Origin of the sequence: Xanthomonas fragariae (genome assembly GCF_900183975.1) — a bacterium.
In the GTDB taxonomy this organism is placed as follows: Bacteria; Pseudomonadota; Gammaproteobacteria; order Xanthomonadales; family Xanthomonadaceae; genus Xanthomonas; species Xanthomonas fragariae.
This window is the reverse complement of record NZ_LT853882.1, coordinates 2,093,248-2,116,939: the sequence shown is the minus strand read 5'-3', so window position 1 is coordinate 2,116,939 and position 23,692 is coordinate 2,093,248. Positions and strand designations below refer to the sequence as shown.

22 protein-coding genes and 1 pseudogene are annotated in these 23,692 nt (G+C 63.1%); 11 read left to right on the top strand and 12 right to left on the bottom strand.

What is annotated here, in order from left to right; translation table 11 throughout:
• Positions 1 to 5: 5 nt before the first annotated feature.
• From PD885_RS09890 to PD885_RS09850, 8 genes and pseudogenes are all read right to left on the bottom strand, one after another.
• Positions 6 to 413, bottom strand: a complete 408-nt coding sequence (locus tag PD885_RS09890) for a PIN domain-containing protein (protein WP_002806438.1) — start codon at positions 411 to 413, stop codon at positions 6 to 8.
• Positions 410 to 1,558, bottom strand: a complete 1,149-nt coding sequence (locus PD885_RS22020; RefSeq protein WP_002806436.1) for an AAA family ATPase — start codon at positions 1,556 to 1,558, stop codon at positions 410 to 412. Before PD885_RS22020 ends, PD885_RS09890 begins: the two co-directional genes overlap by 4 nt.
• Positions 1,559 to 1,627: 69 nt before the next feature.
• The gene (gene carA / locus PD885_RS09880; RefSeq protein WP_002806434.1) at positions 1,628 to 2,824 is read right to left on the bottom strand and encodes a glutamine-hydrolyzing carbamoyl-phosphate synthase small subunit; all 1,197 of its coding nucleotides are present in this window, start codon (positions 2,822 to 2,824) and stop codon (positions 1,628 to 1,630) included.
• 239 nt (positions 2,825 to 3,063) lie between these two features.
• Complete coding sequence (dapB, locus tag PD885_RS09875) at positions 3,064 to 3,780, bottom strand: 4-hydroxy-tetrahydrodipicolinate reductase (protein WP_002806433.1); 717 nt, start codon at positions 3,778 to 3,780, stop codon at positions 3,064 to 3,066.
• Positions 3,781 to 4,193: 413 nt separating this feature from the next.
• Positions 4,194 to 5,425, bottom strand: a pseudogene (locus PD885_RS09865) (aminotransferase-like domain-containing protein).
• 121 nt (positions 5,426 to 5,546) lie between these two features.
• Positions 5,547 to 5,801 (bottom strand): DUF6587 family protein, encoded by a 255-nt coding sequence (locus PD885_RS09860; RefSeq protein WP_002806431.1) that lies wholly within the window; start codon positions 5,799 to 5,801, stop codon positions 5,547 to 5,549.
• 1 nt (position 5,802) lies between these two features.
• The gene (gene feoB / locus PD885_RS09855; RefSeq protein WP_002806427.1) at positions 5,803 to 7,662 is read right to left on the bottom strand and encodes a ferrous iron transporter B; all 1,860 of its coding nucleotides are present in this window, start codon (positions 7,660 to 7,662) and stop codon (positions 5,803 to 5,805) included.
• Positions 7,659 to 7,907: a FeoA family protein gene (locus tag PD885_RS09850; RefSeq protein ID WP_002806424.1), complete on the bottom strand. Its 249-nt coding sequence runs from the start codon at positions 7,905 to 7,907 to the stop codon at positions 7,659 to 7,661. The genes feoB and PD885_RS09850 overlap by 4 nt, the downstream gene beginning before the upstream one ends.
• A 116-nt stretch (positions 7,908 to 8,023) precedes the next feature.
• On the opposite strand from PD885_RS09850, the gene PD885_RS09845 reads away from it, so the two are divergent.
• From PD885_RS09845 to yeiP, 4 genes are all read left to right on the top strand, one after another.
• Entirely contained in the window at positions 8,024 to 8,821 is a 798-nt protein-coding gene (locus PD885_RS09845) for an enoyl-CoA hydratase-related protein (protein WP_002806422.1), read from the top strand.
• Positions 8,818 to 9,714: a hydroxymethylglutaryl-CoA lyase gene (locus PD885_RS09840; RefSeq protein WP_002806419.1), complete on the top strand. Its 897-nt coding sequence runs from the start codon at positions 8,818 to 8,820 to the stop codon at positions 9,712 to 9,714. The genes PD885_RS09845 and PD885_RS09840 overlap by 4 nt, the downstream gene beginning before the upstream one ends.
• A 138-nt stretch (positions 9,715 to 9,852) precedes the next feature.
• Positions 9,853 to 10,623 (top strand): SDR family NAD(P)-dependent oxidoreductase, encoded by a 771-nt coding sequence (locus tag PD885_RS09835; protein WP_002806416.1) that lies wholly within the window; start codon positions 9,853 to 9,855, stop codon positions 10,621 to 10,623.
• Positions 10,624 to 10,739: 116 nt separating this feature from the next.
• A complete protein-coding gene (yeiP, locus tag PD885_RS09830) occupies positions 10,740 to 11,306 on the top strand; it encodes an elongation factor P-like protein YeiP (protein ID WP_002806413.1) in 567 nt (188 codons plus the stop codon).
• A gap of 52 nt (positions 11,307 to 11,358) precedes the next feature.
• On the opposite strand, the gene PD885_RS09825 is transcribed toward yeiP, so the two are convergent.
• From PD885_RS09825 to PD885_RS09815, 3 genes are read right to left on the bottom strand one after another with little or no spacing between them, the layout of a single operon-like run.
• Complete coding sequence (locus PD885_RS09825) at positions 11,359 to 13,218, bottom strand: DUF7844 domain-containing protein (protein WP_088056832.1); 1,860 nt, start codon at positions 13,216 to 13,218, stop codon at positions 11,359 to 11,361.
• Positions 13,215 to 13,508, bottom strand: a complete 294-nt coding sequence (locus PD885_RS09820) for a DUF2388 domain-containing protein (protein WP_002806408.1) — start codon at positions 13,506 to 13,508, stop codon at positions 13,215 to 13,217. The genes PD885_RS09825 and PD885_RS09820 overlap by 4 nt, the downstream gene beginning before the upstream one ends.
• A 33-nt stretch (positions 13,509 to 13,541) precedes the next feature.
• Complete coding sequence (locus tag PD885_RS09815; protein WP_002806405.1) at positions 13,542 to 14,960, bottom strand: FAD-binding oxidoreductase; 1,419 nt, start codon at positions 14,958 to 14,960, stop codon at positions 13,542 to 13,544.
• A gap of 210 nt (positions 14,961 to 15,170) precedes the next feature.
• Between PD885_RS09815 and serA the strand changes: the two genes are divergently transcribed.
• Positions 15,171 to 16,412 (top strand): phosphoglycerate dehydrogenase, encoded by a 1,242-nt coding sequence (gene serA / locus PD885_RS09810; protein WP_002806401.1) that lies wholly within the window; start codon positions 15,171 to 15,173, stop codon positions 16,410 to 16,412.
• Positions 16,413 to 16,541: 129 nt separating this feature from the next.
• Here serA and PD885_RS09805 read toward each other — a convergent pair whose 3' ends face one another.
• Positions 16,542 to 17,129 carry an NUDIX hydrolase gene (locus PD885_RS09805; RefSeq protein WP_088056831.1) on the bottom strand — a complete coding sequence of 196 codons (588 nt, stop codon included), beginning with the start codon at positions 17,127 to 17,129 and terminating at the stop codon, positions 16,542 to 16,544.
• 181 nt (positions 17,130 to 17,310) lie between these two features.
• Between PD885_RS09805 and PD885_RS09800 the strand changes: the two genes are divergently transcribed.
• The 6 genes from PD885_RS09800 to PD885_RS09775 all read left to right on the top strand — a co-directional run bounded on the left by PD885_RS09800 (position 17,311) and on the right by PD885_RS09775 (position 23,657).
• Complete coding sequence (locus PD885_RS09800) at positions 17,311 to 18,780, top strand: amino acid permease (protein ID WP_002806395.1); 1,470 nt, start codon at positions 17,311 to 17,313, stop codon at positions 18,778 to 18,780.
• 73 nt (positions 18,781 to 18,853) lie between these two features.
• Positions 18,854 to 20,284, top strand: coding sequence for an amino acid permease (locus tag PD885_RS09795; protein WP_002806392.1), 1,431 nt, complete (start codon positions 18,854 to 18,856; stop codon positions 20,282 to 20,284).
• 74 nt (positions 20,285 to 20,358) lie between these two features.
• Complete coding sequence (locus PD885_RS09790; RefSeq protein ID WP_002806388.1) at positions 20,359 to 21,012, top strand: methylthioribulose 1-phosphate dehydratase; 654 nt, start codon at positions 20,359 to 20,361, stop codon at positions 21,010 to 21,012.
• A 34-nt stretch (positions 21,013 to 21,046) separates the two neighbouring features.
• Entirely contained in the window at positions 21,047 to 21,613 is a 567-nt protein-coding gene (locus PD885_RS09785) for a 1,2-dihydroxy-3-keto-5-methylthiopentene dioxygenase (RefSeq protein WP_002806387.1), read from the top strand.
• 2 nt (positions 21,614 to 21,615) lie between these two features.
• Entirely contained in the window at positions 21,616 to 22,314 is a 699-nt protein-coding gene (mtnC, locus tag PD885_RS09780; protein ID WP_002806381.1) for an acireductone synthase, read from the top strand.
• 266 nt (positions 22,315 to 22,580) lie between these two features.
• Positions 22,581 to 23,657, top strand: coding sequence for a C13 family peptidase (locus PD885_RS09775; protein WP_040762558.1), 1,077 nt, complete (start codon positions 22,581 to 22,583; stop codon positions 23,655 to 23,657).
• Positions 23,658 to 23,692: the final 35 nt, after the last annotated feature.

Below are 23,692 nucleotides of genomic sequence, written 5' to 3'. Positions count from 1 at the left end.
CTTCTTCAGGCCTTCATAAGTTTTTGAATCATCTCGACATCCTCATCCTTGCTGAGCATCTCGAGTTCATTGATTTCCGCGCAGACGCAATGGAATACGTCGAACTTGCGCTTATCCAGCTTTACATTGGTCTGGCGAGCTTTCCGGAATACTTCCGCAGCACGTATGGCCTCTTGGCCCCGTACCTCGAACTCCTTCATATCGTTGAGGATGGCGTTCACCGCCTCGACATCCGCCTGGTCCATACCGCGCAGCACTTCGTATCGAATCAGCGGGGAGATCGCTATCTTGACGTCCGGATCGGCGACCAGCGCCTCAAACGTCGACAGCGAGGCTTCGTGAGCCGCGCTTCCCTCCTCCCCGTCCAGTGCGCCGATCAGCAGGTTGGCATCCAGTAGTACCAGACGGGTCATGCTTGCTCCCCACCCTGGCGATCGCTGCGCTGCCTGATCAGATCCAGCAGTGCACGTTTGGTGGCGGACTGGTCTTCGCTAACAAGCGCATCGCGCTTGAGCGCATTGAGATCGACCCCAAAGGTCTCTTCAAGCACATCCGCAAATGCCTTCATGTTGGGCGAGTCGATAACAGACGATCTGACGACTCCGTCTTCCGCGTCGCGTTCTAGCAGATAGGCCTCTCCCTGCTCCAGCTGGGTCAACACGAGCGGCGAGTGGGTGCTGATGAAGAACTGGGTGTTCGGGAAAAGCGCTTTCAAATGTCTGACGATACTTACCTGCCAACCAACGTGGAGATGACTTTCGATTTCATCGATTAGCACCACGCCTGGCTGGTTTTGGAGATCCTTGGAATTGCTGAAACCGGCATACCCGGAGATGATCGCCTGGAAAAGCTTCACCACCGAGGCAAAACCCGAACTGAGCTCCCCCAGCTCGACCATCCGGCCTTCAACACTCAGATAAACGCGCTGCGAGCCGTCAATCTGCAAGCGCTCCGCATGCACGCGCTGATCGATGCGATGCAACAGCTTCAATACCGATTCGATCTCGTTACGCAGGTTGTCCTTTTCAACCTGAAAAGGATTGACCGACTGCGCACGCTGTATGAACCACACGCGGATGTCCGCATCCATGCCGGCAGAGCGCAACGAGCCGCTCTCGCACTCCTGTAACAACACATCAAAATGCTGAGACCTACGTTCTTCAAAGTTTCCCAGTGCCGCAATGGATGTAGGCTGACGTCCCACCGACGACCGCCCACCCGCCCCGATGTAAACCAAGGGACGCGAGTGACGCACCGCCTGTGAAGCAACACTTCTTACTTCTACGACCTGCTGCGAAGGCTTATCAAGAAGGTACTGCGCATCGTCGATAAGGACGTTGGACGCGGGCACGCATTTCTCTAGATTGGCTAACCGCTCACCCTTGACCCGCAAGAGCTCCTCATTGGTGAATAGCAATACACCATAGATGGCCTCTAACGATTTAGTCTTGCCAACGCCGTTGACACCAAAAAGCACGCGCGCCCGGCTGGAGGCGTCGAACTGCAGCTCTACCTTGCCAACTCCCTTCAAACCTTCGATGTCGATGCGATCAAGCATTGGGATCTCCACTGGGGCCGACGGTATGCGATGCAGTCATCAGAGCGAGCATGTGGCCCGGGACGGGGTTCAAGCTTTCGCTTCAGCCATTAGCGCCACAAACCGATCGAACAACAGCCCCACATCGCGCGGGCCCGGCGAGGCTTCCGGGTGGCCCTGGAACGAGAACGCCGGTGCATCGGTCAGCGCGATGCCCTGATTGGTGCCATCGAACAACGAACGATGGGTCACACGCACATTGGCCGGCAGCGTGCTTTCGTCGACCGCAAAGCCGTGGTTCTGCGAGGTAATCATCACCCGCCCACCGTCCAGATCCTGCACCGGGTGATTGGCGCCGTGGTGGCCGGTGGTCATCTTGACCGTCCTGGCGCCAGCGGCCAGCGCCAGCAGCTGATGGCCCAGGCAGATGCCGAAGGTCGGCACCTTCTTGGCGATCAATTCCTGGATCGCGCTGATGGCGTAATCGCACGGCTCCGGATCGCCCGGGCCATTGGACAGGAACACGCCGTCAGGCTGCATCGCCAACACCTCGGCCACCGGCATCTGCGCCGGCACCACGGTGACGTCGCAACCACGTTCGGCCAGCATGCGCAGAATGCTGAGCTTGACGCCGTAGTCGTACGCGACAACATTGAATGCGAGTCCCTCGCCGGAGCCCGCAGTTCCACGTGCGGACTTTCCAACATTCAACGCACCTAGGCCAAGAAAGGTGTCGGAGTTGAGATCCAGCTGACCTTCCTGCCAACCGTAAGTCGCCTTGGTGGAGACCACCTTGGCCAGATCCATGCTCTTCAGGCCGGGGAAATTGCGTGCGGCTTCCAGCGCCTTTTCAAGGTCGATCTCGCCGGCCATCAACGCGCCGTTCTGGGCGCCCTTCTGACGCAGCAGGCGGGTCAGCTTGCGGGTGTCGATGCCGGAAATGGCGACCACACCGCGGGCCTGCAGCCACTCTGGCAAGGCCACCTGGCTGCGCCAGCTGCTGGGGCGACGCGGCACATCGCGCACGATCAGGCCGGCGGCCCAGATCTTGCTGGCTTCGTCATCCTGATCGGTAAAACCGGTATTGCCGATATGCGGGTAGGTCAACGTGACCATCTGGCGGGCGTAGGAGGGATCGGTCAGGACTTCCTGATAGCCGGTCATGGCGGTGTTGAACACCACTTCACCGACGGAAAGCCCGTTGGCGCCTAAAAGCCCGTTGGCGCCTACGGATTCGCCCTCGAACACGGTGCCGTCTTCGAGGACAAGGATTGCGGGTTGGGTCACGTGGGGTCTCGCTCTGGCTGCCTGGGACTCCGATGCGCTTCCGGCCAAATTCCGGTTGCAGCAAAGCGCGGACTCGGTGTGGAGGACCGGTCCGACGCTGGTTCGGGCAAGCGAGAATTGTAAAGGCAAGTGCGCCTGCATGCCAGCCTGAAGAATGGCGGATGCCGCGCCGTCATCGCAGCGGCGGCATGAATCGGCCGGTGCTGCTAGCTGCCGTTCATGCGCGGTGGCGCGCCGGGTTACAGCACCAGGTCGCGCACCCGGTAGCTGCCGGGCGGCTTGCCGATCAGTCGCTTGGCCGCATGCAAGGCACCGCGCGCGAAGATGTCGCGATTGGTGGCGCGGTGGACCAACTCGACCCGCTCGCCCAGCCCGGTGAACTGCACCGTGTGTTCGCCGACGATGTCGCCGGCACGCAAGCTGGCGTAGCGCGGCTGCGCGCCGCTGCCAGTGGCCGCTTCGCCCAGCGTCAGTGCGGTACCGGAGGGCGCGTCCTGCTTGTGCACGTGATGCGCTTCGAGGATGTCGCAATCCCAGCCCGGCAAGCTGCCGGCGGCACGTTCCACCAACTCGGTCAACACCGCAACGCCAAGACTGAAATTGGACGCCCACAGCAACGGGATATGCTGCGCTGCATCGCGCAACGCCGCGCGTTGCGCTTCGTCCAATCCGGTGGTGCCAGATACCAGCGGTTTGCCGCGCTGCGCGCATAACGCCAGGATCGGTGCGAAGCCCTGTGGCAAGCTGAAGTCGATCGCCACATCGAAGGCCGGGGCACCGCCCAGTTCGCTCGCGGCGAAGTAAGGCACACCTTCCACGACACGTTGCGACGGCGAGCGCCCTACCACTGCCCCGACGACGTGCAATGCCTCGTCTTCGGCAGCCAATCGCAGCAATGCCTTGCCCATCCGTCCGGAGGCACCGTAGATCAGAACTTTCACAGGAGAGGTTGTCATGGCTGCAGGCTCACTAGGCTGTGTCGGTTGTACAAGATAGCCGGGAATGGGCAATCGGGATCGAGGAATCGCAAAAGCGATGTGCGGATGGGCATTTTCCCGATGTGCTGCGTCTTGTCAGCGTCTGCGTGGTTGCCGCGCTGTGATTGATCGCTGCTCAGCGGCTGACACAACATCGCGAGCAGCCGTAAGGTCGGTCTGGGAAATGATGGAGCGCCTTGTCTGGCGCGCCATGCACACGGTGGCGGCCTGCTCGTCGCCGTCCGGGCCTTTATGCCGACACGCACCGGGCCTTGCACCGCACGTTCGTCGATCGCACTGCGGCTGCCGGGGCGGGTGACGTCGCGCGATACCGATCGCGACGCTGTCGATCCGTGTTGCGATCGACGCATCCTGCGCTGAGGTCGACGTGGTCAGGCGACCTGCCCTGGCAACTGGCCCAGCACCTCGCCGAACACTTGGATACCGGCATCGATCTTCTGGCCCGGCACGGTGACGAACGATAGCCGCAACGTATTGGCCTGCGGCATGCTGGCGAAGAACGGCGCGCCCGGCACGAACGCGACGTTGCGTGCGATCGCCCGCGACAGCAGTGCGGTGAAGTCCAACCCGAGTGGCAATGTCACCCACAGGAACATGCCGCCTTCGGGACGATTCCATTGCACCTGCTCCGGGAAATGGCGGTCCAGGGACTCCAGCATCGAGCGGCATTGGCTTGCATACAGCGCGCGGATCTGCGGAATATGCGCATCGAGAAAGTCGTCCCGCAGCGTCTGGTACACAATGCGCTGAGTGAATGACGGCGTATGCAGGTCAGCCGCCTGCTTGGCCTGGATCAGCTTGCCGAGCACCGCTTCCGGCGCCACCACATAGCCCAGCCGCAACCCAGGCGCGAGCACCTTGGAGAATGAGCCCATGTACATCACACCCTCCGGATTGAGCGACAACAGGCTCGGCAGCGGCTGCCCGCTGTAATACAGCTCACCGTGCGGGTCGTCTTCGATGATCGGCACGCCTGCCTTTGCCGCGTGCGCCACCAACGCGTGACGTCGCACCAACGGCAGACGGCTGCCGGTAAGGTTCTGGAAATTCGGCAGGCAATACAGAAAGCGCGCATCGGCCAGCAACGCCGGATCCAGCGCGTCTACCACCACGCCATCGTCGTCCGAAGACATGCCGACGAACGCCGGCTGAAACAACGAGAACGCCTGCAACGCACCGAGATAGCTCGGCGTTTCTATCAGCACCTGGCTGGGCCGGATGCTGGCGCCATCGCGACTCAGCCGCGCGGCCACCCATTCGCGTAGCGGCGCATAGCCTTCGGTGGGGCCGTATTGCAGCGCCGCTTGCGGCGCATCGCACAGCACCTGATCGCTGGCCGCACGCATGCGCTCCACCGGAAAGGTCGCCGGCGATGGCAAGCAACGGCGAAAGAAATGACCTCCGGCTGCTCGGTCAGCTTGAGGATTTCGCCAATCACCGAACTGGTCAGCGCCTGCGCACGTCGGGAGATCTGGAAGGAGGTCGCCGTCGCGCAAGCATAGCGAACGCCAGTGGCCGACGCGCATTGCACTGCAGCGTGCCTGGCGGCTGCGTTGCGTGACAGATGTTCGCGTGCGCCGAGCCTGTCTGCACACGCGGTCATCCCCACATTCGTCGCGGCGCTCTCTACCGAGTTCTTTCAATGCGATCTGGATCTTGGTGATCGCCTGTCTATTGAATCGCCGCATCCTGCGCCCGCGCAGGTGTGGCCGACGCCGCTGAGGTTAGTGGCTGCGCGGAGGTGTCGGGCCGCAACTCTCGCAACCGCCGCAAGCCGAGGCGTTCTGCACCGCTGGCGGTGCCATGCGGCGCCCCAACGACTGCATCCAGGCAGGCCACCCATCGCGCACCAGACCAAGCGCAAGCGCACCGCGCAGGCGCCGCAAGGTGCCGGGAAATTGCGTCTTCATCACTACCCATAAGCTAAGCAACACCGCAAGCGCGATGACAACGTATTGCAGCGTGAGCGAGAGATCCACCTCAGCCGGCTCCCAGCAGCATCGCCAGCTGACAGGTCACCAGCGAGGCCAGGTACGCCAGCGCGAACAGATACACCGCGCTCATGGTCATCTGCTTCCACGAGTTGGTTTCTCGCTTTATGGTGGCCAGCGTGGAGATGCACATCGGTGCGTAGATGTACCAGACTAGCAACGACAGTGCGGTAGCCAGCGACCAGCCATCGCTGATCAATGGCGACAACGCCTGCGCGGCGGCATCGTCATCGGCGGCCGACAGTGCGTATACGGTGGCCAGCGACGCCACCGCCACTTCGCGCGCGGCCAAGCCGGGAATCAGCGCGATGCAGATCTGCCAATTGAAGCCCAGCGGCGCGAAGAAAATCGCCAGGGCATGCCCGATGCGGCCAGCGAAGCTGTAGTCGATCGCCGGCAAGGTTGCATCGGCGGGCGCAGCCGGAAACGAAAGCAGGAACCACAGCAAAATGGTCAGCGCGAGAATGATGCCCCCCACACGCTTGAGGAAGATCAGCGCACGCTCCCACAGACCCAACGCCAGGTCGCGCAGATGCGGAACGCGATAGGACGGCAGCTCCAACATCAGCGGATGCTCGCTTTTGTCGCGACGCCACTTTTTCATCGTCCACGACACCAGCAGCGCGCTGACGATGGCTGCGGCATACAACGCGAACAACACCAGCCCTTGCTGATTGAAGATTCCCCACACGGTCTTCTGCGGAATGAAAGCACCGATCAGCAAGGCGTACACCGGCAACCGCGCTGAACACGTCATCAGCGGCGCGACCATGATGGTGGCGAGCCGGTCGCGCGGGTCCTGAATGCTGCGCGTTGACATGATGCCCGGCACCGCACACGCAAAGCTCGACAGCAACGGGATGAACGACCGACCAGACAAGCCGGCTGCTGCCATCATGCGATCGAGCAGAAACGCCGCGCGCGGCAGGTAGCCGGATTCTTCCAATGCCAGGATGAAGGCGAACAGGATCAGGATCTGCGGCAGGAAGATCACCACCCCGCCCAGGCCGGCGATGATGCCGTCCTTGAGCAGGCTGTTGAGCGGGCCTTCCGGCAAGGTGGCGCCGACCCACTCGCCCAGCGCCGAGGTGCCCCCATCGATCAGGTCCATTACCGGCGTGGCCCAGGCGTACACCGCCTGGAAGATCAGGAACATCACCACAGCCAGCGTGACTAGGCCCCAGATCGGATGCAGCAGCCAACGGTCCAGCGCGTCGTCCACGCGTGAGGTGCGGGTCGGCATGGTGACCGCCACGCTCAGGATCTGCCGCACCTGAGCATGATGGTTGCCGTCGGCCGGCGGCGTGGCATTGGCCGCAACAAGACTGGCGGCCTGTGCATCGAGCCGCTCGACCAGGGCCTTGGCACCACCGCGCCGCACCGCCACAGTTTCGACCACCGGCACCCCGAGCGCCTGCTCCAGTGCCGTCAGGTCGATGAGGATGCCGCGGCGCTGCGCTGCATCGGCCATGTTCAGCGCCACGATCATCGGCCGGCCCAGCTCGCGCAGCTCCAGCGCAAAGCGCAGGTGCAGGCGCAGATTGGTCGCGTCGATCACGCAGACCAGCACGTCCGGTGGTGGTTCGCCAGGATAGAAGCCGCGGCACAGGTCGCGGGTGATCGCCTCGTCCAGACTGGCCGGCTGCAGGCTGTAGGCGCCGGGCAAATCCAGCACCGCGAAATCGCGCCCGGACGGTGCGCGGAAATGTCCCTCTTTACGCTCGACGGTGACGCCGGTGTAATTGGCCACCTTCTGGCGGCTGCCGGTCAGCTGATTGAACAGTGCGGTCTTGCCGCTATTGGGATTGCCGACCAGCGCAAGGCGCAGCGGAACGCTTACAGCGTTCATGTCTGCACCCCGTCATCGCGCACCTGCACACGCGCAGCCTCGCTGCGACGCAGGGCAAACCGCGTATAGCCCACCTGCACCAGCAACGGCTCGCGCCCGACCGGCCCGGTCGCCAACACGGTGACCTCCTCGCCCGCGACAAAGCCCAGTTCCCGCAGGCGCCGGGCGATCGTGTCGTTGGGGAGGCGATCCTCCACGGAGTTCACGATGGCGGCGCGATGCAAAGGCATGTCGGACAGCGTCACAAAGACGGCCTGATTGTTAGGAATGGTTCTCAATTCTAGCATCGACGCACCGCGTCATGCCTCCAGCAACCCGGCCCGCTATCATGGTTCGCATCCCATTCATGGACGTATGCGCAATGCAGGACACCGGCTTGATCGTCGAGAACCAGGGACCGGTCCGCACCTTGCGACTGGACCGCCCGGCGGTGCACAACGCTTTCGACGCACCCCTGATTGCCGCGCTCACCGAAGCCTTGCAACAGGCCGGCCAGGCATCGCATGTTCGTGTCGTCGTGCTGACCGGCAATGGTGGCGCCTTTTCGGCTGGCGCCGACCTGCACTGGATGCGCGGCATGGCGACTGCCAGCGAGGCCGAGAACGCTGCCGATGCGCTGGCGTTGGCGCGACTGATGCGTACTCTCGACGAATTGCCCAAGCCCACCGTCGCGCGCGTCAACGGTGCGGCGTTCGGCGGCGGTGTGGGCCTGGTGGCGTGCTGCGATATCGCCATCGGCTGCACGGAAGCGCGCTTCGGGCTGACCGAGAGCAAGCTTGGCTTGCTACCAGCGGTCATTTCGCCCTACGTGGTCGCGGCGATCGGCGCGCGCCAGGCGCGGCGCTGGTTCGCCACCGCCGAGATCTTCGACGCCGGCACCGCGCAGCTGATGGGGCTGTTGCATCAATTGGTCGCCACCGATCAGCTGGACATCGCAGTGGAACGGCAGATTCGGTTGCTGCTGGCTGCCGCCCCGCTGGCAGCCAGCAACGCCAAATCCCTGGTGCGTTCGGTACTGCCGGCAGCCGACCGTGACGCCATCGATGCGGCTAACGCGGCGTGGATCGCACGCTTGCGCGTCTCGCCCGAGGGCAAAGAGGGCCTGAGCGCGTTCCTGGACAAACGCACGCCGGCCTGGGTGCAGGAGAGTGTGGCGTGAACGACTTCGTCCGTATTGTCGAAGTCGGCCCGCGCGACGGCTTGCAGAACGAGGCGCAGCAGATCGCCACTGCCGACAAGATCGCGCTGATCGATCAGCTGTCGGCCACCGGCTTGCGCACCATCGAGGCAACCAGTTTCGTCAGCCCACGCTGGGTGCCGCAGCTGGCCGATGCGGCCGAGGTGTTCGCCGGCGTCGCGCAAGTGCCGGGCATCGCCTACCCGGTGCTGGTGCCGAATTTGCAGGGGTATACGCGTGCACGCGCGGCCTGTGCGCAGGAAGTGGCGGTGTTCACCGCGGCGTCGGAGACGTTCAATCGCACCAATACCAATGCCGGCATCGAGGAATCGATCGAGCGGTTTCGCCCGATCCTGGAACAAGCCGTCCTCGATGGCGTGCGCGTGCGCGGCTATGTCTCCACCGTGTTGGGTTGCCCGTATCAAGGCGAGGTGCCGGTGGCCGACGTGGTCGATGTCGCGCAACGGCTGTACGCGCTGGGCTGCTACGAAGTTTCGCTGGGCGACACCATTGGTGTCGGCACGCCGGTCAGGGCGCGCCAGATGTTGGCCGCTGTGGCGCAGGCAGTGCCGATGTCGGCGTTGGCCGTGCATTTTCACGACACCTATGGCCAGGCGCTGGCCAACATCGCCGCCTGCCTGGAACAGGGCGTGCGCGTGGTCGATTCGGCGGTGTCCGGCGCTGGCGGTTGCCCGTACGCCAAGGGCGCCAGCGGCAACGTCGCCAGCGAAGACGTGGTCTATCTGCTGCATGGATCGGGCATGCAGACCGGGATCGACCTACCTGCCCTTGCCCGCACCGGCCGCTGGTTGGCGCAGTTGCTCGGTCGCGACACCGGCAGCAAGGTCGGTAAGGCGTTGGCGGCTGCAGGCTGACACGTCACTGCATTCCCCACGCCCGCATCATCCACCACCGCGACCACGCAGAGGCTTCGGCTAGAATTGCCGACTGTTTGGCCGTTCACTCGCTCGCCGGTATCCATCGGCCTCCAACGCTACTCAGGGAACCACCGCATGCAGCCATCCTCTGTCCTCACCATCGTCACCGGCGGCGTTTCCGGCCTGGGCCTGGCCGTGGCGCAACGCATCGTGGCCGACGGCGGCAAGGTCGCGTTGTTCGACGTCAACGCCGACAAGGCTGAGGCCGCGCTCGCGCTGCTGGGTGCCGGCAACGCGCATTATTTCGCCACCGATGTCACCGATGAGGCCCAGGTCGCCGCCAATGTGGCGCAGGCCGCGCAGGCACTGGGCGGGCTCAACCTTGCGGTGAATTGCGCCGGCATCCTGGGTACGGGCCGGGTGCTAGGCAAGGAAGCGACGATGCCGCTGGCGAGCTTCCGTCACACCGTGCTGGTCAACCTGGTCGGCAGCTTCAATGTCGCCAAGGCAGCGGCTGAGGTGATGCAGCACAACGCGGCTGGTGACGACGGCGAGCGCGGCGTGATCATCAATACCGCTTCGGTCGCCGCTTTTGAGGGCCAGATCGGCCAGGCCGCGTATGCTGCAAGCAAGGGCGGCGTGGTCGGCATGACCCTACCGATGGCCCGCGAACTGGCACGCTTCGGCATCCGCGTGATGACGATTGCGCCTGGCGTGTTCTGGACCCCGATGGTCGACGGCATGCCCGACACCGTGCAGCAATCGCTGGCCGCCTCGATCCCGTTCCCCTCACGCCTCGGCCAGCCGGACGAATACGCCGACACCGTCTCATTCATCCTGCGCAATCGCTACCTCAATGGCGAAGTGATTCGTCTGGACGGCGGCGTGCGGTTGGCGCCGAAGTAGCTGGGGTTGGTGCGTCGGGATTGGGGATTGGTAGCAGCAAATGCTGCCGTGCCCCACCGGCTTTTGCCAATCCCCTAATCCCCAATCTCTGACTTAATCCATGTCTGACTTAATCCATGAAAGCTAACGACATCAAGAAAGGCAACGTCGTCGAATACAACGGCGGCATTTACCAGATCCGCGACATCGAGCGCAGCTCGCCGCAGGGCCGCGGTGGAAATGTGCGCTTCCGTTTCATCATGTACAGCGTGCCGGGCGGCGTGAAAACCGACGCCAGCTTCGATGCCGACGACAACCTGCCGGAAGTGGAACTGCTGCGTCGTCTGTCTACGTTTTCGTACAAGGATGGCGAGGCGTTCGTGTTTATGGACGACGAAGACTTCACGCCCTACACGCTGGACGCGGATGTGATCGGCACCGACGTAGGCTACATTACCGACGGCCTGACCGGCATCTACGTGCAGGTCATCGACGACCAGCCGGTGGCCGTGCAATTACCACAAACGGTGACGCTGGAAGTGGTCGAAACTCCGCCGGAATTGAAGGGCGGCACCGCCACCAAGCGCCCCAAGCCGGCCAAGCTCACTACCGGCATGGAAATCATGGTGCCCGAGTACATCACCAACGGTGAGCGCGTGCTGGTCAACACCACCACGGGCGAATTTGCCGGTCGCGCCGACTGAGGCGTCAGCTGGCCACTCCGCACCGCTCACCTATCCGCGTGGGTCCGGGCCGCTATTGCGCCCGCAAGGGTATGCGCATGTCCAACTGCATTTTGTCGGCGGCCGCGGCGCCACGCGCGAGCATGCGCAACCGGGCCTGCAACTGCGCGATGTTGGCTTCGCCCTGCTCCAATCCGTTACGCACCTCGGCCGGTAATTGCTGCCGACCCAGCGCTTGTAGTTGTTTCCAACCGTCGACCAACACTGCGCTTTCCTGCGCCACGCGCGCGGTCAATTTTCGCTGCTCCTCTGCCTGCGGTAGTCCGTAACTGGAGATACCTAGCAATGTCGCCGGGTGACTGAGCTGCGCCTGCCGCGCGAACAGCGATTGCAGCTGGCCCTGTACCGTCTCACGCTCGGCCACGCCGGGGCGCAACAACCGCTTGAGCGCATCGCGTGTCAGCAATTGCTGGCGTCGTAATGCCGCCTGCTCCAGCAACAACGCCGCCGCTGTTTCGCGCAGGCCGCCTTGCTCGAACCACTGTGCACGGGCTGCGGGCTGCGCGTCCAGCCATTGCGCCACGCGCGTTTGCGGCACCGGGATGCTGCGCCGAATCACCGCGAACATGGCCTGGTAATGCGCGGCCGCCGATTCGAAGTAATAACCTTGCCGGATCGCCTGCGCCGGGTCGTCCAGCACCTGCATGTCGGCAATGCCGGCGCGCTGCAAGCGATGTCGCAGCCCGCGCGGGGTGATCGACAACAATCCGGCCCCAGCCAGCCGTGGCACACCGTCGTGCAGCAGCTTGAAGGTTTCCACCGCACAGTTATTGCCGATGAAGTAGTAACGCCCGTCGTAACTCCAATGTACTTGCGCGGCGCGTGCGAGCAGTGCGGCGATCTCGTCAGGCGTCAGCTTCAGCGGCACCGACGACAGCGCGCGCAATTCCACCTTGGTGTATTCGTCAACGACCTGATTCAACGGCAGCACGAACAATCGCGATGGATAAGAGCCAGTGAGCCCGCGCCAGCTGGAAATCTGCACATCGCCGACGAAGGCGCGGAACGACAGCACGCGGTGATATTGCAGATCCAGGCGACATTCCGGCCCAGGCGTGCGACCGGGCGCGCAGATCACCAGACGCAACATGCTGTGGCCCCAGCGACTCATCGGCTGTTCGTTGCCCTCGGCGAGCAGATAGTCCACCGCGTACACGCGCGACGGGTCCAACGTCAGCAGTGACATCGCACCGGCGTCGTTGTCGGCCTGCAGATACGGCAGTGTCGTCCCACACGGCAGCACCTCACGTGATGCACCGATGTGCTCGGCAAACCACGCAGCCAGCGCGGGGCGTCGGCAGGGATAGTCGGCATCCAGTACGTAATGTTCGAGATTGACCGCAACGAACTCAGCAGGACTGCGACGCTCGTAGTCGTCTGGAATGCGGTCGCTGAACTGGTTTGCGCTGCGTCCGATCCGCCAGGGCCGCACCTGCCAACCGGCAAGATCGCGCAAGCGCCCATCGCGTGAGAATGCGCTGTGTGCGCCGCGATCGAGCACATGCGCCAGCTCGTGCACGAGCGCTGCCATCGCTGCCCGCGTGGCGGGCGTGTCGATATCGGTGCGCGCGTGTTCGGACTGCGCGCTCCATGCTTGCAGCAATCTACGATCGAGCAGAATGCGCTGACCGATCGCACGACCATGCACCTGCGCCGGCAGATCGGTGCGCCATTGCAGCTGGATCGGCGTCGTAAGCCGCTGCGTCCAGCCCTGCGGCAGACGCTGTGCCACCTGTCGCACTAGCGCGTGAGTAGCATCGATCTCCGCCGGAGTCAGGTCCAGCGGCGCGACTTCAATCAGCAATTGGGCATGCGCTTGCGGTGCGATCATTGCGGCCAGCAACACCCAACCGCATCGCCAGCGCAGGTTCACTGGGCCAGGATGGACTGAGCCAGTTCCAGGTCACTGGACAGCCGCGCTGCATCGCTACGGCTGCGCAACTGCAACAGCGCCGCCTCCAGACGCGCGCCGCGGATCACGCCATCGCTGGCGACAAAACCGGCCGCGTCTTCGCGTGCGTCGGCAACCACTTTATCGTCACCGGAACTGCTGCTATCGGACGAACCAGCAGACGATGCCCCCGCTGAGGTACCGGCCAGACTGGATGCGAATGCTGCCAGCGGCAGCAGCGTCAAAGCGCAAAACACGAGAGAGCGCATCATTGGCGTATCGATTCCGTTGAAGGTGTTGAGAGACTAACCGGCACGCGTGGTAACCGGCGCGTCGTCCATCTCGAACAGCTTGCCGGGATTCAGCAAAAGATGAGGATCAAGCACATGTTTGATCCCACGCATCAACGCGATTTCGGCCGCAGAGCGCGTACTCCACAGGTACGCCTTCTTGACCAAGCCGATGCCATGTTCGGCGGAGATGCTGCCATCGAAACGCTGCAAGGCTTGCGCCAACAACTTGGTCACCTGATCGCAGGCAGCCACGAAATCGGCTCGCGTCGTGTCGTCGGACTTGAGCACGTTGATATGCAAGTTGCCATCGCCGATATGGCCGAACCACACCACATCGAAGTGCGGATAGGCATCGTGCAATAACGCCTGCGTTTCGGCCAAAAATGCCGGCATCGCAGAGATGCGCACCGACACATCGTTCTTGTATGGCGTGTAGCGCGCCAGCGCCTCGGTGATGCCTTCGCGCAGCCGCCATAGTTGGGCTGCCTGTGCATCGCTCTGGCTGATCACTCCATCGCTGACCCAGCCTTGATCCATGCAGGTCTCGAACGCGGCCATCGCAGAGGCTTCCTGCGCCTCATCGCCTGCGGCGAATTCGGTGACCACGTAATACGGATGGACCTCGGCAAACGGCGCTTGCGCCCCGTGCGCAAGCACGTGCTCCAGCGCGCGGTCGGTGAAGAATTCGAACGCTTCCAGACGCAGCTGCGCGCGGAACGCGGCAAACACCTGCATCAACACCTCGAACGAGGGCAGCGCCAGCAGCATCACGTTGCTTGGCGGCGGCGGGTCGGTCAGCCGCAACGTCGCTTCTACCACGATACCGAGCGTGCCCTCGGAGCCGATCATCAGATGGCGGAAATCGTAGCCGCTGGAGTTTTTCAACAACGCATTGTTGAGTTCTAGCAGCTCGCCTGCACCAGTGACCACTTTCAAACCGGCCACCCATTCGCGCGTATTGCCATAGCGGATCACGCGGATGCCGCCGGCATTGGTGGCGATATTGCCGCCGATCGAACACGAACCACGCGCTGCGAAGTCCACCGGATAGACCAGACCATGCTCGCGCGCGGCATTGTGTACCGCTTCCAGCGGCATGCCAGCCTGCACGGTGAGGGTGCGATCCACGGCATTGAAATCCAGCGGCTTGTTCAAGCGCTCCAGGCTCAGCACCAGCTCGCCGTTGGCGGCCACTGCACCGCCAGACAGGCCGGTGCGTCCGCCCGATGGCACCACCGCCACGCCTTGCGCATTTGCCCAGCGCACCACCGCTTGGACTTCGTCCACCGAACCAGGCAGCGCGATGGCGAGCGGGTTCGGCGTCCAGCGCCGCGTCCAGTCGCGGCCGTAATGCTCCAGGTCGGCCGGCTCGGTCTTCAAACGCAACGCGGGCACGGCCTGTTGCAAGGAAACAATGCGGGGATCGGTCATGGCACGCGGCGCTGCAGGAGGAACCGCACAGCGTGCCAGTGTGCGCCAGCTTCGTCCAGTTGCGGCGCGTGGTGCCGAAGCGGGGTTGGATTCAGCTGAAACCGTTGCACCGCAAGGACTCTGCCTGTGCAGACGCGGCAGTGTGGCCGCCCAATCGGGCACCCCATCTGGCATAGTTGCCGACCCGATTGCTGCAATGCGCGCTCCCCCATGTCGCCGAAAAGAACCTCGTTTCCCAAGCAGGACATCCGCGTTCTGTTGCTGGAAGGCATCAGCCAGACCGCCGTGGACGTGTTCCGCGCCGCCGGTTATTCGCAGATCGAACTGCATGCCAAGTCGTTGCCGGAAGACGAACTCAAGGCGCGCATCGCCGACGCGCACATCGTTGGCATCCGCTCGCGTACGCAGTTGAGCGCCGAGGTGCTGGCGCATGCCAAGCGGTTGATCGCGGTGGGTTGCTTCTGCATCGGCACCAATCAGGTCGATCTGGATGCGGTCGAACTGGCCGGCATTCCTGTGTTCAATGCACCCTACTCAAACACCCGCAGCGTGGCCGAACTGGTCATCGCTGAGGCGATTCTGTTGCTGCGTGGCATCCCGCAGAAGAATGCGCAATGCCATCGTGGTGGTTGGTCGAAGTCGGCTACTGGTAGCCACGAAACGCGCGGCAAGGTGCTCGGCATCGTCGGTTACGGACACATCGGCACCCAGGTCGGCGTGCTGGCCGAATCGTTGGGAATGCAGGTGATCTTCCACGACATCGAAACCAAGCTGTCGCTGGGCAACGCCCGCGCGGCGATCGACCTGGACGATCTGCTGGCACGCTCGGACGTGGTGACTTTGCACGTGCCCGAGACGCGGTCGACCAAGGACATGATCGGCGCAGCGGAGCTGGCGCGCATGAAGCACGGCGCGCATCTGATCAACGCCTCGCGCGGCACTGTGATCGACATCGATGCGCTGGATGCCGCGCTGACCTCAGGCCAGATCGGCGGCGCGGCGGTGGACGTGTTCCCGATCGAACCCAAGGGCAATGGCGATGCATTCGAATCGCCGTTGACCGCGCACGACAACGTGATCCTGACCCCGCACGTGGGCGGCAGCACGTTGGAGGCGCAGGACAATATCGGTGTCGAAGTGGCCGCCAAGTTGGTGCGTTATAGCGACAATGGCAGCACCTTGTCGGCGGTGAATTTCCCCGAAGTCACCCTGCCCGAGCACCCCGACAGCCTGCGCTTGCTGCATATCCATCGCAACGTGCCGGGCGTGCTGTCGCAGATCAACGAATTATTCTCGCGCCATAATGTCAACATCGACGGCCAGTTCCTGCGCACCGACCCCAAGGTTGGCTACGTGGTGATCGACATCAGCGCCAGCGAGACGCAAGCCATTGCATTGAAACAAGCGCTGGCGTTAATCCAGGGAACGTTGCGGACGCGAATTTTGTTTTGAATTTGAATCCCTTTTCCTGCGGGGACATTGGTCCCCCTCATGGAGAGAAGAAGGTAGAGGCGCATCGAGAATTCCAGTCGCCCATACCCTCACCCCAGCCCCCTCCCCGCGCAAGAGGGGTTGGGGCATTCAGCACGTTTTGCTCAATCCAGCTGCTTGACACCCACGCCCCACCCACTTCTCCGCCAAGCGCCGCATCGATGGATCCAGCGCTGGCTCTGCAAGTAACTCGGCGATCGGGCGCCAGGCCAACGCCAGCGATTCCTCGCTGACTTCGAATTCCTCGTCTGCACCGGCCACCACGACATAGCGCGCGTCGTAATGCCAGTGCCCGGCGACCTCGCCATGCGCTGGAATCCAGTGGCGGTCCAAATCGAAGATATCCGCATCGAGCAGGCGCAAACCGTTCAAGCCTGATTCCTCTTCCGCTTCGCGCAACGCGACCTGCGCCAGATCGCGGTCGCCGTCGGCGTGTCCGCCCGGCTGCAGCCAGCGTTGCAGCTTGCGTTGCAGCTTGCGGTGATGGGTCAGCAGCGTGCGTGTTCCGTCGGCGCTGACCAGCCATGCCGAGCCGGTGAAATGCCCTTCGACACGCTCGCGCACGAACGGATCGGTGGCATCGTCCAGCAGCTGCGCGAACTGCTCGGCGAGCTCGGCCTCATCTGGCCAGCGCACGCGGTAGGCCGCCAATTGCTGTTGCACAGTTGCATCCGCCATCTATCGTTCCTGGTCTCTAGTCGTAGGATAGGTGGCAATTATCGTCATTCATGCTGCGTACGTGCTTGTCGAGAGCGCGTAGCTTTGGCAAGGTAGGCGGCTTGCCTGCCCTACCGGGATGCGGCGCACTACCTTGGTCCAGGCGCCAGCGCCTTGGCATTGTCATTTAGGGATGTACCGAATGTTGAAGTCTCTGTTGAGGGTCAAACCGATCGAACCCGCTGGACGTGTCGATGCGGGCGAACCGGTCGAAGGCAGCCTGCAAGGCGAGGCCACGCTGCAACGGACCCTTACCGCCAAGCACCTGATCATGCTCGGCATCGGCGCGGTGATCGGCGCCGGTATCTTCGTCCTCACCGGCCAGGCCGCTGCCAACCATGCAGGCCCGGCAGTGATGCTCTCATTCGTGTTTGCCGGCGTGGCCTGCGCCTTCGCCGGCCTGTGCTATGCAGAGTTCGCGGCGATGATGCCGGTCTCCGGCAGTGCCTATTCGTATTCATACGCTACGCTCGGCGAAGGCATCGCCTGGTTCATCGGCTGGTGCTTGGTGCTGGAATACCTATTCGCTGGCTCCAGCGTCGCAGTCGGTTGGTCCGCCTACTTGATCAGCTTCCTGACCGGCACCCTCGGATTTCCGTTCCCGGTGGAGCTGGCGGGTGCGCCGTTGGCCTGGGACGGCCATGGCTTTGTCAGCTCCGGCAACATCGTCAACCTGCCGGCCGTGCTGATCGTCGCTGCGGTGAGCGTGCTGTGCTACATCGGTGTCACCCAATCGGCGGTCGCCAATGCAATTGTGGTGGCGATCAAGGTGGTGGTGATCTGCCTGTTTGTCGGCTTCGGCATTGCCTACATCGACCCGGCGAACTGGCACCCCTTCATCCCGGAGAACACCGGGCCGGGCCAGTTCGGCTGGAGCGGGGTGTTTCGCGCGGCCTCCATTGTGTTCTTCTCGTATATCGGCTTCGACGCGGTGTCCACCTCCGCCGGTGAAGCCAAGGATCCGCAGAAGAACATGCCGATCGGCATCTTGGTGTCGCTGGCGGTCTGCACCGTCATCTACATCATCGTCTGCGCGGTGTTGACCGGATTGCTGCCTTACACCCAGCTCGGCACCGCCAAACCGGTGGCCACTGCGCTGGAAGCCCACCCGCAACTGATCTGGTTGAAAACCGCGGTGGAAATCGGCGCAATCGCCGGGCTGTCCTCGGTGGTGCTGGTGATGCTGATGGCGCAGCCACGCATCTTCTACACCATGGCCAAGGATGGGTTGATGCCCGCACTGTTCGGCAAGGTGCATCCTAAGTTCCACACTCCCTACGTCGGCACGATCTTTGTCGGCGCGGTCGCGGCGCTGCTGGCCGGGGTGATTCCGTTGAACGTGCTGGGCGAACTGGTGTCGATGGGCACCCTGCTCGCCTTCGCCACCGTCTGTGCCGGCGTGATGATGCTGCGCTTTACCAAGCCGGATCTGCCACGTCCGTTCCGTGTGCCGCTGGCGATGCTGATCTGCCCGCTGGGTACATTGGCCTGTGTGTTCCTGTTCTTCCAGGCGTTCCAGGAGCACTGGAAGGTATTTGTGGGCTGGACCGTGATCGGTCTGTTTATCTATTTCGGCTACGGCATCCGCCACAGCCGTCTGGCCAAGGCCTGAGTCTTCCAAGACCGGCGTTCGCGCCGGTCTTCTCGTTCAGTGATCGCACGCAGCGCAAGGCCGGAACCGCTCCATGTTCAAACAACTGTGGACCACCAAGCACCCGCACGCCAGTCATGAGGCGGCCGACGGGCTGGGCCTGCAACGCGCGCTCGGGCCGTGGGGACTGACCGCCCTTGGCATCGGCGCGGTGATCGGCGGCGGCATCTTCGTCATCACCGGCCAGGCCGCGGCCGATCATGCCGGCCCGGCGATCATGCTCTCGTTCGTGCTCGCCGCGGTGTGCTGCGCGTTCTGCGCGATGGCCTACGCCGAATTCGCCGCGATGGTGCCGGTATCCGGCAGCGCCTACACCTATACCTATGCCACCTTCGGCGAACTGGCGGCGTGGTTCATCGGCTGGATGCTGGTGCTCGAATACGGCGTCTCGGCGTCCGCAGTGGCGGTCAGCTGGACCGGCTATTTCCTCAGCCTGCTCGAACACCTCGGCATCCACTTGCCGGCCGCATTGGTCAGCGCTCCGTTGGACGGCAAGCTGCAGCGCACCGGCGCGATCGCCAACCTGCCCGCTGCCGGCATCGTATCGCTACTGACCTGGCTGTGTTATGTGGGCATCCGCAAGTCGTCGGCGATGAACATGGCCATGGTGATCCTCAAGACCGGACTGATTTTGCTGGTGATCGCGGTGGGCTGGAAGTATGTGGACACCGCCAACTGGCACCCCTTCATCCCAGCCAACGAAGGCCCGGGCAAGTACGGTATGGAAGGCGTGCTGCGCGGCGCGGCGATGGTGTTCTTCGCCTACATCGGTTTCGAGGCGGTGTCGGTGGCGGCGCAGGAATCGCATCGCCCGCAGCGCGATCTGCCGATCGGCATGGCTCTGTCGCTGGTCATCTGCACCGTGCTCTACATCGCGATGGCCGCAGTGATGACCGGCCTTGTGCCCTACACCTTGCTCGGCACCGACGAGCCGGTGGTGACCGCCGTGGCGGCGCATCCGCAACTGGCCTGGTTGCGCGTGATCGTGGAAGTGGGTGCATTGATCGGGTTGTCGTCGGTGGTGCTGGTGATGATCATCGGGCAGCCGCGCATCTTCATGATCATCGCGCGCGATGGCTTGCTGCCGTCGATCTTCACTCGCATCCATCCCAAGTACCGCACCCCGCACGTCAATACCGTCATCACCGGCATCGGCATCGCTTTACTGGCGGCGGTGTTCCCGTTGGATGTGCTGGGCGAGCTGACCTCGATGGGCACGCTGATCGCCTTCGCGGCAGTGTGCGCTGGCGTGCTGATCTTGCGCCGCACCCACCCGGAACTGCCGCGTCCGTTCCGCATGCCGGTGGCCTGGCTGATCTGCAGCGCCGGCGTGTTGAGCTGCCTGGCATTGCTGTCGGCGATGACCCTGCACAACTGGATGCTGATGGGCTTGTGGACGCTGGTCGGGCTGGTGATCTATTTCGGCTATGGCTATCGGCACAGCCGCCTGCGCGACGGTTGCTGAGCACGCGCATGGCAGAGAACACAACCTGCTGCGCCGCACCTGGCCGTCATCGAGTGGGGCAGTAGAATAGGCCCATGAACGCGACCACTGCTCCCCTGCCCTATAGCACCACGCGTCTGCACGACTTAGCGCAGTTGCTGATCAGCAACATCCGCGAGCTTGCCCAGGCCGGCTGGACGCCTGCCACCAGTAGCAATTTTTCCCATCGTCTGGACGAACAGCACGCCGCGATCACCGTGTCCGGCCGCGACAAGGGTCGTCTGGTCGAAGAAGACATCATGGTGGTGGACTTCGATGGCCTGGCCGTCGGCCGCCTGTTGCGGCCGTCCGCAGAAACGCTGCTGCATACCCAGTTGTATCGTCGGTTCCCGGAGATCGGCTGCGTGCTGCACACGCACTCGCCAGTGCAGACCATCGCTTCGCGCCTGTATGCCGGCAGCGGCGTGATCCGGCTGGAAGGCTATGAGCTGTTGAAAGCCTTCGAAGGCAACACCACCCATGAAACTGCAGTAGACGTGCCGGTATTCGCCAACACCCAGGACATGCAGGTGCTAGCCGCGCAGGTCGATGCCTTGCTGGACAAACAGAGCATGTGGGGGTATCTCATCGAAGGACATGGTCTGTATGCCTGGGGCCGCAACATGGCCGAGGCACGCCGTCACCTGGAGGCCTTCGAATTCCTGCTCCATTGCGAACTCGAGCTGTTGAAACTGCGCAGCACGCGCTGAGTACCGCCCGACCCCATTCGTGAGCCAGACCGTCATGAGCCGACTGCGTATCTTTGCCGACACCAATCCCACCACGCCGGAATTCGATAGCCGCAATGGCGATCAGATCGCCGCCGAGCTGGTCAAGATCGGCGTGACCTTCGAACGCTGGCAGGCCAATCAGCCGATCGAACCGGGCGCTACACCTGAGCAGGTGATGGCTGCTTACCGGGACGACATCGATCGTCTGAGCGCCGAGCGCGGCTTCAAGACCGTGGACGTGGTCAGCATCGCGCCGGACAACCCAAAGCGCGAACAGATGCGCGCCAAGTTCCTCGATGAGCACTTCCACAAGGAAGACGAAGTGCGCTTCTTCGTTGCCGGCTCGGGGCTGTTCACGCTGCACGTGGACGGCAAGGTCTATGAGATCGAATGCGTCAAGGACGATCTGATTGCCGTGCCCGACAGCACCTTGCACTGGTTCGACATGGGACCGGAACCGCACTTTGTGGCGATCCGTTTCTTCACCGAGCCGGACGGCTGGGTCGGCCACTTCACCGGCACCGAAATCGCCAAACAATTTCCCCGCTACGCCCCCGAGAAACCTCACAAGGCCAGCTGACGATGACACGACCGCACGCGATCCTCACAGATATCGAAGGCACTACCAGCAGCATCTCGTTCGTCAAGGACGTGCTGTTCCCGTATGCGCATCGCGCCATGCCGGCCTACGTGCGCGAGCACGGCAACCACCCGCAGGTGCGGCACTGGCTCAACCAGGTGGCCGACGAGATCGGCGAGGACGTGCCGGACGAAATCTTGATCAGCACACTGCAGACCTGGATCGACGAAGATCGCAAGCACACTGCGCTCAAGGCGCTGCAGGGGCTGATCTGGGCAGACGGCTACAAGACTGCCGATTTCACCGCGCATATTTATGCCGATGCCGCGATCCAGTTGCAGGCCTGGCACGCCCAAGGCATTCCGCTGTACGTGTACTCATCCGGCTCGGTGCCGGCGCAGAAGCTGTTCTTCGCGCATAGCGATGCCGGCGATCTGAGCGGGCTGATCACCGACTGGTTCGATACCGAGGTCGGCCCCAAGCGCGAGAGCGCCAGCTACCGCCGCATCGCCGAGCACATTGGTGTGCCGGGGCCCGAGATTCTGTTTCTGTCGGATGTGATCGAAGAACTCGACGCGGCCAAGCGCGCCGGCATGCGCACCGCACTGCTGGACCGGCTGGAGGACTACCCCACTCCCCGTTCGGCGGACGATGTCGGCAGTCATCAGCGCGTGGAGAGCTTTGCCCAGCTGGTGCTGTAAGCAAGAGAGCAGCGCCGATATGACGGCGGCGCCTGCTCCATGTTGTTGCTCTCTGCAAGCCCGGCCGCGTGTGGGCATACGCCACGATGGAGGATGCGTTCCATCTATTAGGCGCCAACACGTGCCGTGATGGCAGACCAACGCAGCGACACGGCATGCGGCTCATTCGGTCAGTGGTGTCTACGGAAGACACAATGCAACTCGGGCTGGTTGCAATGATCGAGCTGCTGCGCTCCCCCTGCATTTTTCAGCCTTCGGCGTTCTTCATGTCGCTTCATTCCAGATTCGGATCGAACGCTTTGCTGCGGCGCCTCTTGTTGCTGATCGTCATCGCTGCGCTGATAGCCGGCTGTCATCCGGATGCCGGCGCCGCGCTGCCGACCAAAGCGGCTGCGAGCCAGGATGAAGTCGATCAGGTCGATCAGGTCGCGCTCGCGCAGGCAATCAAAGCGCTGCAGCCGCAACGGCCTGGCGTCACCGATCTGTACGTGGTCGGCTTTGCCGGTGATGCCAGCGACGATGTATTCCGTAACGAGACGCTCTACCTCAAGCAGCTATTCGAACAACGCTTCGATGCACGTGGCCGCGTGATCACGCTGGTCAACAACCCGGACAATCTCGGCGAGCAGCCGTACGCGCCGCTGGCGACTTACGACAATCTCTACGACACGCTCGCCGCGATCGGCAAGCGCATGGACCGCAAAGAAGACGCATTGCTGCTGTTCGTCACTACGCACGGCACTGAAGACCACACGTTGTACGTGCAGGTGGATCAGAACGAAGAAGATTTCATCAGCCCGCAAGATCTGCGCAAGGCGCTGCAAGATGCCGGCATCGGCAATCGCATCATCGTGTTGTCTGCCTGCTATTCGGGTGGCTTCATCCCCGCGCTGCGCTCGCCGGATACGCTTATCCTCACCGCCGCACGCGCCGATCGGCCGTCGTTCGGCTGCGGCAATACCTTCAACGCAACCTACTTTGGCAAGGCGTGGTTGGTCGATGCGATGAATGAGAGCGATGACCCGTTGGCTGCGTTCGACATCGCCAAGGCAGCGATCACCGCGCGCGAAAAACACGACGGCGAACTGCCGTCGTTGCCGCAGCAATCGCTCGGCAAGCGCATTGCGCCGGTGTTGGCACGCTGGCGCGCCGGGCTACATATGGGTCCTGCGGTTACCTATCCGTATCCGGCGCTGGACTTGGATCCTGATGCGGATTCAGAAGTTGAGCTGAAAGCCAACGCGGGTGACGGGCCAGCGGACGATTCGACACGCGCAAGAGTGCCAACGCCAGCGAATTCGGCATACAGGTCCTCCTCTTTGCCCCGGTCCTTCAGACCCTGACAGCATAGACTGGCTGAGACTAATTCGTCGTCCCT